The organism is uncultured Oscillibacter sp. (genome assembly GCF_910584465.1).
GTDB lineage: Bacteria > Bacillota > Clostridia > Oscillospirales > Oscillospiraceae > Oscillibacter.
In genome coordinates this window covers 16,301-31,658 of the sequence record NZ_CAJUBK010000025.1, presented here as the reverse complement: position 1 = coordinate 31,658, position 15,358 = coordinate 16,301, and the positions used below count along the sequence as shown (strand labels likewise).

Sequence of the window (15,358 nt, the reverse complement as noted above, 5' to 3'; positions counted from 1 at the left end):
TCCTGCGCCGGGAGCAGCTGCTCATTGACCACGCGCCCCACAGCGTACAGTTCCAAAACCTGACTGACGGCTTATTGCGGGTCTGCTCCGCCGCCGCTGTGATCCCGGCCCTGTCCGCTCTGGAAATCCGGCTGTACTCCACACTGGCCCTGCTCCATGATGTGGGCAAGCGGGCCATCCCGCAGGAAATTCTCAATAAGCCCGGCTCCCTGACGAAAGAGGAGTTCGAGGTGATGAAGACCCATAACACCCAAGGCTGTACTCTGCTGGAGCGGGTGCCGGAGTTGCGGGAATGCGAAGTGTTTCCCGCCATCTGTGACGTCTGCCGCCACCACCATGAGCGGTGGGACGGTACGGGCTACCCTGACAAGCTGGCCGGGGATAGCATCACGCCTTGGGTACAGGTGGTGGGGCTGGCGGACGCTTTTGACGCGCTGGTACATCCCCGGGTTTATAAGCCCGCGTTCACCCCGCAGCAGGCCGGGAAGATGATCGTGACCGGGGCCTGTGGCGTCTTTGACCCGCTGCTCCTGGCCTGCTTTGCCCAGCATACCGGCGCCATTTGTCAGGCAGTCTATCCCTCCGTTGGCTGAGGACGCTTCTTCCGCCGCTTGGTCGCAACACTGTCATAACTCAATTCCAGCAGTGGAATGATTTGATCGTCAGGAACGGACTCGTCCAGGATAATGGAAATCCAGTGGTTCTTATTCATGTGATACGCTGGGAGAAATCCTTTTGTGGCGAGCAGGGAGCCGATCATGATGGTGCTGCATTTAATGTCCATAACATCAAGGGCTTCCACTCCCGTCAAGCCCAGCTTTTCCGGGAGGACGCGCATCAAGGCGGCGTACCATTTCTTGCTGGCAGAATGACGGAATATTGCGTTCCCTGGACTGTCCGCCCAGAGGTATTCCGCCTGCGACCCGTAGGTATCCTGTATGTACTGCGTGATGCGCTCACGCTGCGATGAATGGGCCATTTTATATCTCCCTCGGCTCCTTCAGCCGCTCTTCATACTCCTGCCGCTCTGCCTCAGTTGCTTCACGGACAGCGTATTTGCCGCAGTCGGGGCATTGCTCCGGCTGTCTGGCGCGGCTGAAAAGAAAATGGCAGTTGTCACAAGCATAAATCAATTCCATCACCCGCGATATTATAGCAGAAATGTGACTGATACACAAGATGGAGGTGTTCAAATCTGAACAACGAAGAAAAAAGCAGCCTGTCCCAAGCGGCCAGCACTGCCCAGACCATCCATGGGGCCATCAAGACCGGCAAGGCCATCTCCGCCGCCCAAAGGGCGCGGCGGTGGGTGGGCCATACGGGGCTGCCGCAGGGGCTGCCCTGTATGTCGCGCAGCACGGCAAGAAGTTCCTCGCCGCCATCGCTGTTCTGCTCATGCTCCCAGTGCTGTTCATCCTCATGCTGCCCTCCCTGATCTTTGGCGGCCTGACCAGCAGCGGCAGCGCCGGACAGCCCATCCTCAACGACAATGCTGCCATCGTCCAGAACACCAATGACATCGCCTTTGCAGTCAATCAGGTTTTAGGCGAGGGCATCACCGATGCGGAGGCCCGGATCGCCCAGGACTTCGCCACCACCGGCGGCGACAACTATGAGGTCGTCAACCCCTACGCCTCCGACATGAGCAGCAACACCAACTCCTTTATCGCCCAATACTGTGCTGCCAAGGGCGAGACTTGGGACACCATCTCCCTGGCGGATATGCAGGCCGTTCTCCGGCAGGGCAAGAGCAGTCTCTACTCCTACACCCGCACCAGCGAGACCCGGACGGTGGAGGATGATGACCCGGAAACCACAGACGTGGTGGAGACGAAGGAGGAAACCTGGTACATCTACACCCTCTCCTACAACGGGGAGGGTTACTTTGCCGATACAGTGTTCCACCTGACCGATGATCAGAAGGCGCTGGCCGGGGACTACGCCCAGAACCTCAGCCTGTTCCTGGGCGATGGGATGTTCCAGTACACCGAGTACGGCGGCACTACCATTGCCTCCCTGGGGAACATCCGCTTTACCGACGGCGCTACGGAGGTCGTCTACTTCAACCAGCTGGACGAACGCTGGGCCAATAAGCCCTACGGCACAGACAACATCGGCGGCTACGGCTGCGGCCCCACCTCCATGTCCATCGTGGTGTCCTCTCTGACGGACGACATTGTTGACCCCGTGGAGATGGCGGAGTGGGCCTATAAAAACGGCGGCTGGTGCAGCAAGAGCGGTTCCTACCACTCCCTGATCCCCAGCGCGGCTCAGGCATGGGGGCTGAACGTAGAGGGCTGCACCGCCTTGGAGCCGCAGCGCATCCTGGATGCCCTGAGCGACGGGAAGTTGGTGGTCGCCATTATGACCAAGGAGCACTTTACCTCCGGCGGGCACTTCATTGTCCTCCGGGGCGTACAGGACGGGCAGATCATGGTGGCTGACCCAGCCAGCTATCGGCGGAGCGAGAAGCTGTGGGACCTGTCCATCATTCTGAATGAGGCCAGCAAACGAGCGGGAGCGGGAGGCCCGTTCTGGATTATAGGGTTATGAGGAGTTTCTTGTAAATTGGGGCATAAAGGCCAGCCCGCACATCGCAGATTACGTCTGGCATATCGGACGATTTACTTGACTATTTCGGACGATTTGGGTATAATGTAGCAGAGGAGCACAGTCAAGTGGGAGGAGGTATTGATATGTCAATCACTGCGACGGAATTGAAGGCTAATCTGGGAAAATATCTGCTGCTTGCAGCATCGGAGGACATTTTTATTACTCGCAATGGGAAGGTTGTGGCCCGGCTTACTTCGCCATATCAGGATAAACTTGATGCGGTAGATGCCCTATTTGGTAGCATTCCTACGACAATGACGCTGGAGGAGGCCCGGGAGGAGCGGCTGGGGAAGATATGAAAGTGTTAATTGATACCTGTGTGGCGATAGACTTTCTTCAAAAGCGGGAACCCTTTGCGGATGACGCACTCCGTATTTTTCGTGCGGCGGCCAGCGAATTGTTTGCCGGCTATATCACCGCTAAGTCCGCCACAGACATCTACTATATCAGTCACAGATGTACCCACAGCGATGAGGAATCCCGAAAAAACCTGCGTGCGTTGCTGACGATAGTTGGTATGCTGGACAGTGCGGCAATAGATGTCCTGCAATCACTGTCCTCAGATATTTCCGACTTTGAGGATGCTGTTATGGTCGAGACCGCGAAACGAGCCTCTGTTGACGGTATCGTGACACGGAATCAAAAAGACTATGCCAAGTCTCCTGTTCCTGTCTTCAGCCCCGGCGAATTTCTGGAATACCTCATGTCCTCCGGCGAGGAACCTTTAGAATAGTATCACATCACAAAGAATGGAAACCGCAGTCTCATTTCTTGAGGCTGCGGTTTCCCGTTTAAGCGGATACTTTGTGATACCCAGCTTCATATTTTCACAGACAGGAGACACAAATAGTATGCAAAATATGACTTCATCCACGAAACAGCTATACCTGTTCCTGACCGCCTGCTCTGGCAGCTGGAGAAACACCGTCCACATCTCCTGCCAGGAAGAAACGGACAACCCTGGCTACCTGCTGGCTGTCGACCGGGACGGCCAGCCGGTCATCCTGCCGGTTCAGCGGTTTTACGAGCTGGCGGGGGAGCAGATCGACCCCGCTGAGTGCTGCGGCCAGATCACCGAAGCGGGCTTTGAGTCTCTGTATGCCCAGTATCTGCTTTGGCGTCTCCCTACGGCGGAGGGGCATCCACTGAGAAGGCTTTGTGAGAAAACCGAAGTTACATAGCAATGTGCTTCAGTTATTCTTTGAAAGTTATATAGTGAAATCGAGCCTTGAATGTGGTACAATAGATACAGGCATATCAGGGCTTCGCATTTCTGAACTCTGCGGACTGACTGAAAACGATATTGACTTTGAGCATAAGCTAATCAACGTAGACCACCAGCTTTTGAAAGTATCGGGAATTGGGTATCATGTTGAAACGCCAAAGACAAAAAGCGGTATCAGACAAATTCCAATGAGTACCAAAGTCTATGAAGCGTTCAAGCGTGTGCTGAATGACAGAGGGCGGGCAGACAATTTTATTGTCGGCGGTTACAGCAGATTTTTATTCCTTAACCGGAACGGGCTGCCGAAAGTAGCAGTCAACTATGAAACCATGTTCCGGGGGCTTGTGAAGAAGTACAACAAAAGCCATGAGGAAGCCTTACCGAAAGTGACAACGCCGCATACCCTACGCCATACGTTCTGTACCAATTTAGCAAACGCCGGAATGAACCCGAAAGCATTGCAGTATATCATGGGACATTCCAACATCAACATGACGCTGAACTATTACGCCCATGCTACCTCTGATAGCGCAATGGCAGAAATGGAACGGCTGATTGCTTAGTAGTAGATAGAGGTTTTACTACTTGATTTACTACTTTTGGACGCGAAAACATGAGGGGAAATGAGAATATATAAGAGCTTCTTCCGATTTGAAAAATGCCGGAAAGCCTGTAAATACAGGCTATACCGGCTTATGAGAACTTATAAAGAGATAGTCAAAAACTATATTTTGATTTAAAATAAAACAGAACATTTTGTTAGGTTCCAGCGGCCGGTTTGTCGGCCATTTTGGAGCCGCTTACAGTTCCTCTGCCAATACGGACAGACTTTGGATCAAAGCATAGAGTCGTTGCTTCAGGTCACTCTGCGATTGCTTACCCATGATGATGTAGTCCAGAGAGACGCCAAGCAGAGCGGCGATCTCAATCAGGATATCGATAGAGGGTCCCTTCTCTCCAGCTTCAATTTTTCGCAAGTGTCGGTCGCCAATATTTAACTTTGCCGCTAATTGCACCTGTGTCATCCCCTGATCCTTGCGGAGCTGCCGGATGCGATTTCTGATCTTTTCTATGTCAAAAGCATTTTTGTGATCCCTGATCTTAAAATTTTGAAATGCGAGATCGGGGATCACGGGTATTCCGCTGTGTACGGCTGCCAGTTGTATGCTAATGAGAGGATAAATCGACTAAAACAGTGGAGTTCGAATATATTCAGACGATAACTGACAATGTGGCCACAAAAAAAGACAAGTCTCTGCCAAGTTCGCTCCTACGAAAGGGCGAATTTGGCAGAGATTTGTCGAAGAGAAAATGAAACGCAGGCAGCTCAAAAGCCGCCTGCGTTTCAAGAAGTATTCGTATGTAGCCCCTCGCCCTCCTTGCGTTTGATAAGGTGTATCCCTATGGTATCGTTTCGTCTATTTCTCCCCTAGTATAATAAAATAGCGAACTGCCAAGCATCTTATGTTGCGTCCTCAACCACGTGCGTTGGCTCTTGCCTCCTGACAGAGCCGTGTGATCTTCTCCCAGTTCCCGGCGGCGATATCCGCCTTGGGGCATACCCAGCTTCCGCCCACCGCGTGGATGAAGGGGGCGTCAACGTACTCTTTGATGTTTGCGGCGTTAATGCCCCCGGTAGGCAGGAACTTGATGTCCGCAAAGGGCGCGGACAGGTTCTTCATGGCGTTCAGCCCTCCATAAACATTGGCGGGGAAGAACTTGATGAGTTTCAGGCCATATTTCACGGCGCTCATGATCTCCGTGGGCGTGATACAGCCGGGAGTGACTGCGACGCCGTTCTCCACACACCACTTGACCACTTCCTCACTGAAACCGGGGGAGACGATAAACTTCGCCCCCATCTCCACAGCCAGCTTGCACTGCTCCAAATCGATGACCGTGCCGGCACCCACCAGGATCTCAGGGCAGTTCTCAGAAACCGCCTTGATGGCTTCGGGAGCACAGGCAGTGCGGAAGGTGATCTCCATCGTGTCGACACCGCCCGCCGCCATGGCTTTTGCGGTGGGGACCGCGTTTTCTGCCTTATCCAGAACAACAACAGGGACGACAATAGAATTTGCCAGTCTTTCCAGGATATCCATATTCGTTCTCCTTTATCTGCACAGAATACCATGATCGGTCTCGTAGGCCGGTACATCCGGCTGTTAGGGGGACAGCTGTTTCTTCCTCATGCCCAGGATGTTCGCCATCTTGATGCCGTCGAACACCATTTGGGGATCAACGGTAAAGGGCTCCACATCCCAGTAGGAGTGCATGGACGCCTCAGCGACTTTCATGATGTCCTCATCGGAGACATCCGCGATACCCAGATCCGCAAAGGTGGTGGGCAGGCCGACCTGATCGAAGAAGTCCGCCATTTCATCAATCTCCGCGGCGGGCGCGCCCTCCACGATCAGCTGGACGAGGATCCCGAAGGCGACCACCTCGCCGTGGAGCAGCCGCGCGCAGGGGGGCAGGACCGTGATGCCCTCCGCGATGGAGTGGGCGCCCGCGCACGAGGTGTTCTGGACCCCCAGTCCGGACAGCAGCGTATTGGCCTCGATGACATCCTCCACATCCTTCGTCACCAATCCCTTCTCCACGGCCAGCTTCGCACGGACGCCCTTGGCCAGGATCGTCTCGTGGCAGGCTTTGGAGACCGCCATTCCGGCAATGGTCTGATGGAACCCGGTGTTCACATAGTTGGGGGAGGCGGACCGCTTGTTGGCGCGGCACTCAGGGTAGGTGGCCAGAGCGTCACCGATCCCCGCGACCAGGAAGCGGACAGGGGCCTTGGCAGCCACGTCGGTGTCCACCAGGACCAGGTCGGGATTCTTTCTGTAGTGGCGGGCTCCGACGTGCTCGCCCTCTTCGGTGTAAACCACGGACAGCCCCATGGCGGGCGCGTCGGTGGAAGCGGTGGTGGGGACGATGACGGTGAAGGCACCGCAGTTGTCGGCCACGGCTTTCGCCGTATCCATGGTTTTCCCGCCGCCAATACCGACGACCACATCGGGATCCAGCTCCCTGGCCGCCTCTGTGCAGCGGAGGATCTCAGCCTCCGAACACTGGCCTCCCAGCTGCTCACACTGGATGGCGCTGCTGCTGCCGGCATAAGCGGCCTCAAGCCGCTCCCTCATACCGGCGTAGAAAAAGGGGTCGATCAGGAAGAAGACCTTGCGGCCGTATATCTCGGTGTACTCTCTGATATTATCCAGCTCATGGCGGCCCTGTATGTAACGGCTGGGCGAGCCCCATGCTCTGGTGGAACGGGTCAGCATCGGCATTTGAATTACCTCCAAAACATGATCGTGTCAGTTGGGACACCACTACTTTTCCGCCCACTTGGGATTGTCCAGGAGGACGGGCTTGCCATTCCGCTCGACTACGATCTTACGGTATCCCTTTTCCTCAATCGTGCCGTAGTCGTGGCCCGCGTCGGCGCGGTAGACAAAGAACATCACCAGAGGCTCGCTGCCGGTGTTGATGCTGCGGTGCGCCCACCGGCCCGGGACATAGAGGGCGTCGCCGGCGCCGATCTCCCGGCACTCCACATCTCCCTCGGGCGTTTCCATCAGCATCAGGCCCTTGCCGCTCAGGCCGTAATAAACCTCGCTGGTATCCAGGATGGTGTGGAAGTGGCCTTTGGTCATGTAGTATTCATCGCCCACCTTGCCGGGATAGAGGATCGTCGTGCCAAACTGCAGGACACCTGCGTCATCATCGGGCAGATCCAGCCCATAGAACTCATACAGCAGGGGATCGCCGTTGTCCACCAAAGCCTGGGCGGCTTCAGGATCGGCAAATTGGGAGACCATGCTGGAGATATTGCGGGAGATGGGCTTTACTTTGCCGCTTTTGCAAAAGCCTTTCACCAGATCGAAATCCAATACAAAGGGTGTCTTGCTATCCATTGGAAAACCTCCTATACAACTATCATTTGGAGCCGCGGTACGGGACCGGTATCACAGGGCCCGCCCGCGGCAGCTCCATGGGATTACTTGACGATCAGGCCCCTCGTCTTGCGGTCAACGGTGAGGGCGATGGCACCCAGGACAAACGCCCCGAACACCACGTTCTGCCAATAGGCATCAATGCCCACGAAGGTCATGCTGTTGTTGATGACAGCCACGGTGAAAACGCCCAGGATCGTACCCAGGACGCTGCCCTTGCCCCCCGCGAGAGATGTGCCGCCCAGTGCGCAGGATGCGACGATCTGCAGGGTGTAGGGCTCACCGGTGGAGGGCGAGGACGACTTCAGGTTCGCGATCAGGAAGACCCCCGCCAGGGCGGCCAGCATGCCTGAGACCACAAAGACAGACACCTTGGTCTTCTCCACGTTGATCCCGGAGATGCGTGCCGTGCGCTCGTTGCCGCCGATGGCGTAGATGGACTTGCCGAAGGCGGTGTACTTGGTCAGGGCATAGACGGCCAGGACCAACAGCATGGCAATGAGCAGAGGGAGGCCGATCACCTCGGCCACTGTGATCTTGTACCAGGTGATCGAGGGCCACAAGACCTTGGGCATCACCTCCGGGGCGGGAGTGATCAGCAGCGCCACAGACTGCCACACGGACATGAAGCCCAGGGAGGCGATGAAGGAGGGCACCTTGAGCTTCGCCTGGATGAGCCCCAGCGCCAGGCCAGACAGGGCGCCGAACACCAGGCAGATCAACGTACAGATGATGCCGAAGATCACGGGACTGCCGAAGCGCTCCGCGTAGAGCAGCATCAGGCGCACATAGAGAACGTTGGAGACCGAGCATACGGCGCCCATGGACAGGTCGATCCCGCCGATGATCAGGACCATGGTCATGCCGGCGGCCATGATCAGAAGCGGCGCGGGGTCCCGCAGCAGGTTCTTCAGGTTGTATGCGGAGAGGAAGTTGTCCTGTGTGGCGGTCATGACCGCCAGCAGGATAATGATCGCGGAGGCGCTCAAGTATCTGGTGATGTTGTCCATCACAGACTGCTTTGTCAGTTTATGTCCGATATTTGTGCTCATCTTTTCGGCCTCCTCACATCATCAGGCTGACGATGGCAGCCTGTTCAGGTTTCTTCTCAGCCGGAGCGTCAAACTCACCGGTAATAACGCCGTCCTTCATGACGATCAGGCGGGAACACAGGCCCAGATACTCATCCACGGTATCACCCAGGACGATGACGCCCTTGTCGGCATCGGTCATATTGCGGATCAGGTCGTAGATCTCCTCCTTGGCGCCCACGTCGACGCCGCGGGTGGGATGGTTCAAAATGACGATCTCCGCCTCCGAGGCCAGCGCCCGGGAGAAGACGACCTTCTGCTGGTTGCCGCCGGAGAGCTGCATCAGCAGCTCCTTGGGGCCGCTGGTCTTGATGCGCAGGCGGTCGATCCAGCTCTCAGCCTGCCGGCGGACTGCCTTTTCGGAGATGAAGAAGCCCTTGGCCAGCACATCCATGTTGGAAAGAGCGATGTTCTCTTCTACGGACAGGCCCCCGACGATCCCCTCAAACAAACGCTCCTTCGGGATCATCAGGATACTCTCTTTCAGAGCGTGGCGGGGATTCTTGAAATCGATCTTCCGATCGTGGACCAGCACCTCGCCGTGGGTGGGCTTCTCATCGCCGCAGATGACCTCGCAGATCTCCTCCACACCGGAACCCACAACGCCTGCCAGCCCCAAGACCTCGCCGCGGTGCAGTTGGAAAGACACATGCTTGAATGCCGCGTGCTTGCACAGGTCCTTCACCTCCAGCAGGACCTCCTCCTGGGGCACTGTCTGACGGTCCAGGTGGTAGTACTCGTTGCTGGTGCCCTTGCCCACCATCATCTCGTACAGCTTCGCCTCTGTGGCGTCCTCGGTTTCCAGCGTTCCGACGGAGGTGCCGTCCTTATAGACATAGATGCGGTCGGTAAAGCTCAGGATCTCGTCCAGGTGGTGGGACACGAAGATGATGGAGTGGCCCTGGCTGGAGATCTTCCGCATCTGGACATACAGGTTCTTGATCTCCTCCTCGTTCAGGACGGAGGTGGGCTCGTCCAGCAGGATCAGGCAGTGGTCCACGCCGGACTGCTTGGTGATGTTCATGACCTTGGCGATCTCGATCATTTGACGGGTGGCGAAGTTCAACTCGCTGACCTTCCGGGTGGGATTGATGTCGGTGATATCCACGGCCGCCAGGACCTCCTTCGCGGCCTGGTTCATCTTTCCCCAGTTGACGACGGGGCCGACCTTGAACTCATTTTCATGGCCGAAGAAAATATTCTGGGCCACGTTCAGATTGACGATCAGGGACTGCTCCTGGAAGACCATGCCGATGCCTACCTTGTTGCCGTCCATAGGGTTCTTGGGCTCATAGGGCTTCCCCCGGAGCGTCATGGTCCCCCCGGTCTGGGGCTGCGCGCCGATGATGATCTTCAGCAGGGTGGACTTGCCCGCACCGTTTTCCCCCACCAGGCCAACGATCTCGCCGGGGCGGACTTCCAGTTCGACACCCTTCAGAGCATGGGTCCCGCCAAAGACCTTCGTGATCTCCTTCGCGCTGAAGATGGGCTCTGCTGTCTCCGCAGCTGTTTTGTTATGTAATGCCTCTGTCATTCTCCCTCACCTCCTACTTACTGATGACCTTGGCGCCCCGCGCGGCGGTCAGGATGACGGAGATCAGGATGATGATCCCCTGTACGCCCGTGCGGATATTGGGGTCGATCCCCGTCATGATCAGGCCGTTGTCCAGGACCGTCATGATGAGGACGCCCACGATCGTATTGACCACGCCGCCCTTGCCTCCGGACAGCGCAGTGCCGCCCACGACGACAGCGGCCTGCGCAGGGAACATCTTGCCGTCGCCGATGACGACCTGGCCAAAGCCCAGGCGGATGGCGCCCAGGACGCCCGCGACACCGAACAGGAGCCCCGCCAGGGTGAAGACGCCGACCTTGACCTTTTCGACACTGACGCCCACAGAGCGCGGAATGCTCTCGTTGGTCCCCACGGCGTAGATGTGGCGGCCGAAAGCGGTGTATTCCTGGATGTACCAGCAGATCACGAACATGAGGACGGCTACCCATGTGATAAAGGGGATCCCCAGCCATTGGGCCTTGGACAAAGAGACGAAGAGCGGGTCCTCAATGGTGGGGAACTGGCCGCGATAGGACAAAACCGCGATGCCCTTGCAGATATTCATCATCGCGAAGGACGCCATGAAGGAGGGGATGCGCAGGTAGACGTGGCACAGCCCGACCACCAGCCCGCACACGCAGCTGGCGGCGATAGCCATCAGAGCGCCCCAGACGCCGAAGTCGTTGGCGAACTGGTTGTTTAGCACGAAGCAGGCGAACAGAGACCCCGCCATGCCGACGGTGCCGTCGATCGACAGGTCGATGCTGCCCAGCATGATGACGAACGTAAGACCGAGGGCCACCACCAGGGGCAGCGCCATCTGATTCAGCAGATTCACCAGGTTGGTGGGGCTGAGGAACGCGACACCATTGATCAGCGTAAAGATCAGGACCAATCCCACCAGCACGAAGATGGGGGCGGTCTTCATGACGACCGCGTTTCGGTGCTCCTGGCGTACTCGTTCGGCAAATTCTTCCTGAATGGTGGAAGAGGGATTGTATTTCACCATAATCATCGCTCCATTTTTATTGAGATGTCTGGGGCACCGGGATCCGGGGAGAGAAGAAAGGGGACTGGGCCATCGGACCCAGCCCTCAGTTCAAATGATGCTATACGGATCTTTTTAGAATTCGTCCGCCTTGCAGGCAAAGATCTGAGAATAGTCGAACTCAGGCGCTACGCTCAGGTACTCCTCAGCGGCCTCGGGGGAGTCGATCAGCTTGGCGGGCGTCGCGAACTCACGGCAGGAGTCGGGGAGGGACTCCACGTCGATCAGGCCCGCCCACGCGGCGTAGCAGATGGCCATGGTGTAGCCGCCCTGCAGGTAGCCGTTGGAGGAGACGGTGGCGACGGCGCTGCCGTCACGGACGGCCTCGACGATATCGGTGTTCGCATCGATGCCCACGACGCCGACCTTGCCCTTCAGACCGGCGTTATCCAGGGCCTGCAGAGCGCCGGTGGCCATGTTGTCGTTGGCGCACCACACGCCGCCCACATCGGGATGCTGCGTCAGCCAGGTCTCGACCAGGGCCATGGCCTGGTCGGGGAGCCAGTTGCCGGTGTCGTCGCCGACCACTTCGATGTCGGGATACTCCTTGAGGGCATTCTGCAGCCCCTCGTAGCGGCCAATGGCGGCGGAGTTGCCCAGCATGCCCTGGCACACGAAGATCTTGCCTTTGCCGTCCATATGCTTGAACAGCGCCACGGCGATGTTGTAACCATTCACGGCGTCATCGGGGGAGGTGTGGATCACCCAGTTGGGATTCAGGTCCGCAGGGCCCACGTCGTCGGGCTTGTTCCAAGCGGTACCGATGAAGCCGCCAGACTCCGCCATGGCCTCGGCCAGGGAGTAGGCGATGGTGTTCTCGTTGGGGTCGGCGTAGGCGATGGCATTGCCGTTGGCCTTCGCCGCGAACTGGCGCATGTTCTCGACTTCCTTGGTGGAGTCTCCGCCGGAGTCCAGGACCTGCTTTTCATACTTCTGGCCAATGCTGTCCAGATATTCCGCGAACTTGTCCATGCCGCCGATCACGGTGGCGATGTAGGGGCTGGAGGGGTCACGGACGGAGGTGGCGAGGTAGAGCGTGGTGTCCAGCTTCTCCTGAGGGATCTGCGAGGGGTCGATCTTCCAGGTGGACCAGTCGATGTCGGCGGGGGCGGGAGTGGGAGTGGGAGTGGAACCAGGCTCGGTGGTGGACGCGCCTCCCTGCGCGGGAGCGTCCGGGGATTTGGAGCCGCCGCCACAGGCAGCCAGGGCCAAGACCATGACCAGAGCCAGCAGCAGTGAGAGCAATTTCTTCATATCCATCCTCCTAAATGTGATTTAACGGTATAGACCGTTACAAAACGGCAGGAAGCCGTATTTGCCAAACAGGACCACTGTCATGCACGGTTTGGTTTGAATGATGTAATGTAGTAACATTCCGTTGTAGTTATCATAGTATGATTCCCTTGAATTGTCAATTACATTTTCATCTGCCATAGTAATATTGTGTGTAATATACAATTTAAGTTGCGGGATTTTGTGCTATATTATTAATAGGACCTCGATTCTGTCGGTGCAAAGTTTCCGCAGACCCTAGGGCTGGCAGGGAATCTCTCCAGGAGAGACCCGGAGGCCGGCAGGGCGAATATGACGGTCATCCCAGGTCTGGGGGTATGGCATTTGGCCAATATTCCCAAAAATGGCACCTCTAATTTTGCTATTGCTTTATTGTAGTATCTATGATACAATACAAACAACATTCCGTTTCCGTTCCAACAAAATGATGTAATAGATGAATTGAGGAGGAAACAGTATGAAAACACTTGTCATTGAAAAAGACGGTTCCCTGCACGTTCAGGAAGTCAACAAGCCCCGTTACAACGAGTATCAGGCGCTGGTGAAGACCATTGCCTGCGGCATGTGCGGCACCGACATCAAGCTCTGCCACCGCACCTTCAAGGGGTTCCCGGAGTCCGTCTACCCCATTATGCTGGGCCACGAGGGCGTGGGGGAGGTCGTGGAGCTGGGCGCGAAGGTCACGACCTTCAAGATCGGTGACAAGGTCCTTCTTCCCTTTGTCGACCCCGATCCCGAGAACCTGCCCGGCCTGGGCTCCGGCTGGGGAGCTATGAGCGAGTATGCCGTGGTCTGCGATCCTGCCGCGCCCAACGCCCCCGACTGCGCCTTCGCCCAGACCGTTCTGGACGATGACATCGACCCCGTGGACGCCACTATGCTGGTCACCTTCCGTGAGGTCCTCTCCTGCATCCGGTACTTCGGGATCCAGCCCACGGACTCCGTCGTCGTGATCGGCTGCGGTCCCGTGGGGCAGACCTACACCAAATTCCTGAGCCTGTGCGGGGTGAAGGACCTGATCGTGGCCGACATCATCCCCGAGAAGCTGGAGGCCGCCAAGGCTGCCGGTGCCACTTACACCATCAACTCCAAGGACAACGATCTGAGGACCGAGGTCCGCAAGCTCTTCCCCGACGGCGTGGACTTCGTGCTGGACGCTGCGGGTTTCCCTGCCATCATCAACCAGGGCATGGGCCTCATCAAGGACCGGGGGACCGTCCTGGCCTACGGCGTCCCCGAGAAGGAGGAGATCACCATCGACTTCAGCCCGGCGGACTACAACTGGAGGGTGATCTATCAGCAGATGCCCCGCAAGCGGGAGGAGGGCGCCGCCCACGCCCAGGTCATGGAGTGGATCCGGAACGGCGAGCTCAATATCAAGGACTTCATCTCTGACTACTATGACTTCAAGGACGTCCTCGAGGCGTACGACGCCCTGCTGAGCCGCAAGGTCCTGAAGAAGGGGATCGTGAGATTCTAACGGATACTCTTTACATCTTCCTTGCTTCTCCATAAAAGACATCCCCCGCCGGCTGACCGGCGGGGGATGTCTTTATTCTGTCCGTTCGGGATCAGGGTTCCACGTCCAGCATGGCCATGGTGGCGGGCATCTCGTGGGCGGTGTTCACCTTGTCGTCATCCGTGACCAGATCGAAGCAGGAGATGATGATCTTGTCGCCCCAGACGCAGGGCTCGCCGGGCTGGTCCAGCTCGCCGTTGAAGCCGTCGGTGTCGGGACTGCTGGCGATGCGGGTCACGGTCCCGTCCGGCGTGATCTTGGCGATGGCGTTGGCGGAGAAATCGGCCACATAGATGTTGCCGTACCGGTCGAGGCTCATGCCGTCGGTGGACTTCAGGTTAGCGGGGTCCTTGGCCCAGACGGTGTTCTCCACCACCTTGGTGCCGTCCTCGCTGAGGACGAGCTTGTGGACGGCGCCGTCGCCGAAGTTGCCCACATACAGATCGCCGGCGTGGTCGAACATGATGCCGTCGACACCGTACTGGCACTTGGGGTTCTCCGTGATGAAGGTCTCCAGGATGTAATCATCCGCCAGCGTATTGGTGCAGTGGTAGTCCTCCAGGTCCACGGGGAAGCAGTACACGCAGCTCATCAGCTTGCCGCTCTCGGTCTTCTGCCGCTCCATGCAGCTCTGGGTGACGTAGATATGGCCGTTCCGGATGCGCAGGCCGTTGGGGTGCTCCATGTTGTCGGCGACCACCGTGCACTGGGTGACGCCGCCCTCATCCACCTTCAGGCGCAGGATGCGGCCGGTGTAGACCATGTTGGGGCGCCCGGTCCAGCCGGCGTTGTCCACCAGGAAGATGTCGCCCTCGGGCCCGAACTCGATGCCCATGGCGCGGGCCTCGCCGGAGTAGGGGTTTTTAGGCACGTCGAACCAGTGCCGGACATTGCGGTCCTTGTCGATCTTCAGCACACAGCTGGGCATGGACAGATCGGCGAAGTTGGGGCAGGAGAGGACCAGATCCCCCTCGGAGTCGATGGTCATGCCGTCCGGCGTGCAGGCCAGATCCTCGGGCAGTTTCAGGAACAGTTTGGAAGTCTGCATAGTATTCTCCTTT

Annotated in this window: 16 protein-coding genes and 1 pseudogene; 7 read left to right on the top strand and 10 right to left on the bottom strand. The window is 57.5% G+C overall.

Translation table 11 applies throughout. From position 1 onward, the window contains the following. Positions 1–593 (top strand): HD-GYP domain-containing protein (locus QZ332_RS07705; protein ID WP_295764252.1); only part of this gene is annotated, 593 nt, incomplete at its 5' end. Here QZ332_RS07705 and QZ332_RS07700 read toward each other — a convergent pair. Further along, positions 575–979, bottom strand: coding sequence for an MmcQ/YjbR family DNA-binding protein (locus tag QZ332_RS07700; RefSeq protein ID WP_295764251.1), 405 nt, complete (start codon positions 977–979; stop codon positions 575–577). The two genes, QZ332_RS07705 and QZ332_RS07700, sit on opposite strands and share 19 nt — an antisense overlap. 416 nt (positions 980–1,395) lie before the next feature. Between QZ332_RS07700 and QZ332_RS13805 the strand changes: the two genes are divergently transcribed. The 5 genes and pseudogenes from QZ332_RS13805 to QZ332_RS07675 all read left to right on the top strand — a co-directional run. Further along, positions 1,396–2,553, top strand: a complete 1,158-nt coding sequence (locus QZ332_RS13805; RefSeq protein ID WP_363324031.1) for a C39 family peptidase — start codon at positions 1,396–1,398, stop codon at positions 2,551–2,553. A gap of 143 nt (positions 2,554–2,696) precedes the next feature. Then, on the top strand, positions 2,697–2,912 hold the full coding sequence (locus tag QZ332_RS07690; RefSeq protein WP_295764250.1) for a type II toxin-antitoxin system Phd/YefM family antitoxin: 216 nt from the start codon (positions 2,697–2,699) through the stop codon (positions 2,910–2,912). Continuing rightward, positions 2,909–3,346, top strand: coding sequence for a PIN domain-containing protein (locus tag QZ332_RS07685; protein WP_295764249.1), 438 nt, complete (start codon positions 2,909–2,911; stop codon positions 3,344–3,346). The genes QZ332_RS07690 and QZ332_RS07685 overlap by 4 nt, the downstream gene beginning before the upstream one ends. Before the next feature lie 118 nt (positions 3,347–3,464). Further along, on the top strand, positions 3,465–3,794 hold the full coding sequence (locus QZ332_RS07680; RefSeq protein WP_295764248.1) for a hypothetical protein: 330 nt from the start codon (positions 3,465–3,467) through the stop codon (positions 3,792–3,794). 76 nt (positions 3,795–3,870) lie between these two features. Beyond that, positions 3,871–4,401 (top strand): annotated as a pseudogene (locus QZ332_RS07675) (site-specific integrase); the annotation flags it as partial. 237 nt (positions 4,402–4,638) lie between these two features. Here the strand turns inward: QZ332_RS07675 and QZ332_RS07670 are convergent. The 8 genes from QZ332_RS07670 to QZ332_RS07635 all read right to left on the bottom strand — a co-directional run bounded on the left by QZ332_RS07670 (position 4,639) and on the right by QZ332_RS07635 (position 12,739). Then, positions 4,639–4,971: a helix-turn-helix domain-containing protein gene (locus tag QZ332_RS07670; RefSeq protein WP_295764247.1), complete on the bottom strand. Its 333-nt coding sequence runs from the start codon at positions 4,969–4,971 to the stop codon at positions 4,639–4,641. A gap of 342 nt (positions 4,972–5,313) precedes the next feature. Continuing rightward, positions 5,314–5,940, bottom strand: a complete 627-nt coding sequence (locus QZ332_RS07665) for a bifunctional 4-hydroxy-2-oxoglutarate aldolase/2-dehydro-3-deoxy-phosphogluconate aldolase (RefSeq protein ID WP_295764246.1) — start codon at positions 5,938–5,940, stop codon at positions 5,314–5,316. A 63-nt stretch (positions 5,941–6,003) separates the two neighbouring features. Beyond that, positions 6,004–7,125 (bottom strand): glycerol dehydrogenase, encoded by a 1,122-nt coding sequence (locus tag QZ332_RS07660; protein WP_295764245.1) that lies wholly within the window; start codon positions 7,123–7,125, stop codon positions 6,004–6,006. Between the two features lie 42 nt (positions 7,126–7,167). Next, positions 7,168–7,752 carry a glucose-6-phosphate isomerase gene (locus QZ332_RS07655; protein WP_295764244.1) on the bottom strand — a complete coding sequence of 195 codons (585 nt, stop codon included), beginning with the start codon at positions 7,750–7,752 and terminating at the stop codon, positions 7,168–7,170. 83 nt (positions 7,753–7,835) lie between these two features. Continuing rightward, positions 7,836–8,843: an ABC transporter permease gene (locus tag QZ332_RS07650; protein ID WP_295764243.1), complete on the bottom strand. Its 1,008-nt coding sequence runs from the start codon at positions 8,841–8,843 to the stop codon at positions 7,836–7,838. A gap of 13 nt (positions 8,844–8,856) precedes the next feature. Continuing rightward, complete coding sequence (locus tag QZ332_RS07645; protein ID WP_295764242.1) at positions 8,857–10,416, bottom strand: sugar ABC transporter ATP-binding protein; 1,560 nt, start codon at positions 10,414–10,416, stop codon at positions 8,857–8,859. Positions 10,417–10,429: 13 nt separating this feature from the next. Continuing rightward, positions 10,430–11,446, bottom strand: a complete 1,017-nt coding sequence (locus QZ332_RS07640) for an ABC transporter permease (RefSeq protein ID WP_295764241.1) — start codon at positions 11,444–11,446, stop codon at positions 10,430–10,432. 114 nt (positions 11,447–11,560) lie between these two features. Beyond that, a complete protein-coding gene (locus tag QZ332_RS07635) occupies positions 11,561–12,739 on the bottom strand; it encodes a sugar ABC transporter substrate-binding protein (RefSeq protein WP_295764240.1) in 1,179 nt (392 codons plus the stop codon). Positions 12,740–13,235: 496 nt separating this feature from the next. Here QZ332_RS07635 and QZ332_RS07630 point away from each other — a divergent pair, with 496 nt between their 5' ends. Continuing rightward, complete coding sequence (locus QZ332_RS07630; protein WP_295764239.1) at positions 13,236–14,258, top strand: zinc-binding dehydrogenase; 1,023 nt, start codon at positions 13,236–13,238, stop codon at positions 14,256–14,258. Positions 14,259–14,349: 91 nt separating this feature from the next. On the opposite strand, the gene QZ332_RS07625 is transcribed toward QZ332_RS07630, so the two are convergent. Beyond that, positions 14,350–15,345: an SMP-30/gluconolactonase/LRE family protein gene (locus tag QZ332_RS07625; protein ID WP_295764238.1), complete on the bottom strand. Its 996-nt coding sequence runs from the start codon at positions 15,343–15,345 to the stop codon at positions 14,350–14,352. Positions 15,346–15,358 lie beyond the last annotated feature (13 nt).

Bases quoted from the DNA above. Each gene is read 5' to 3' on its own strand.
- QZ332_RS07700 (WP_295764251.1), bottom strand. From the start codon at position 979: ATGGCCCATTCATCGCAGCGTGAGCGCATCACGCAGTACATACAGGAT.
- QZ332_RS13805 (WP_363324031.1), top strand. From the start codon at position 1,396: ATGCTCCCAGTGCTGTTCATCCTCATGCTGCCCTCCCTGATCTTTGGC.
- QZ332_RS07690 (WP_295764250.1), top strand. From the start codon at position 2,697: ATGTCAATCACTGCGACGGAATTGAAGGCTAATCTGGGAAAATATCTG.
- QZ332_RS07685 (WP_295764249.1), top strand. From the start codon at position 2,909: ATGAAAGTGTTAATTGATACCTGTGTGGCGATAGACTTTCTTCAAAAG.
- QZ332_RS07680 (WP_295764248.1), top strand. From the start codon at position 3,465: ATGCAAAATATGACTTCATCCACGAAACAGCTATACCTGTTCCTGACC.
- QZ332_RS07665 (WP_295764246.1), bottom strand. From the start codon at position 5,940: ATGGATATCCTGGAAAGACTGGCAAATTCTATTGTCGTCCCTGTTGTT.
- QZ332_RS07660 (WP_295764245.1), bottom strand. From the start codon at position 7,125: ATGCCGATGCTGACCCGTTCCACCAGAGCATGGGGCTCGCCCAGCCGT.
- QZ332_RS07655 (WP_295764244.1), bottom strand. From the start codon at position 7,752: ATGGATAGCAAGACACCCTTTGTATTGGATTTCGATCTGGTGAAAGGC.
- QZ332_RS07650 (WP_295764243.1), bottom strand. From the start codon at position 8,843: ATGAGCACAAATATCGGACATAAACTGACAAAGCAGTCTGTGATGGAC.
- QZ332_RS07645 (WP_295764242.1), bottom strand. From the start codon at position 10,416: ATGACAGAGGCATTACATAACAAAACAGCTGCGGAGACAGCAGAGCCC.
- QZ332_RS07640 (WP_295764241.1), bottom strand. From the start codon at position 11,446: ATGGTGAAATACAATCCCTCTTCCACCATTCAGGAAGAATTTGCCGAA.
- QZ332_RS07635 (WP_295764240.1), bottom strand. From the start codon at position 12,739: ATGAAGAAATTGCTCTCACTGCTGCTGGCTCTGGTCATGGTCTTGGCC.
- QZ332_RS07630 (WP_295764239.1), top strand. From the start codon at position 13,236: ATGAAAACACTTGTCATTGAAAAAGACGGTTCCCTGCACGTTCAGGAA.
- QZ332_RS07625 (WP_295764238.1), bottom strand. From the start codon at position 15,345: ATGCAGACTTCCAAACTGTTCCTGAAACTGCCCGAGGATCTGGCCTGC.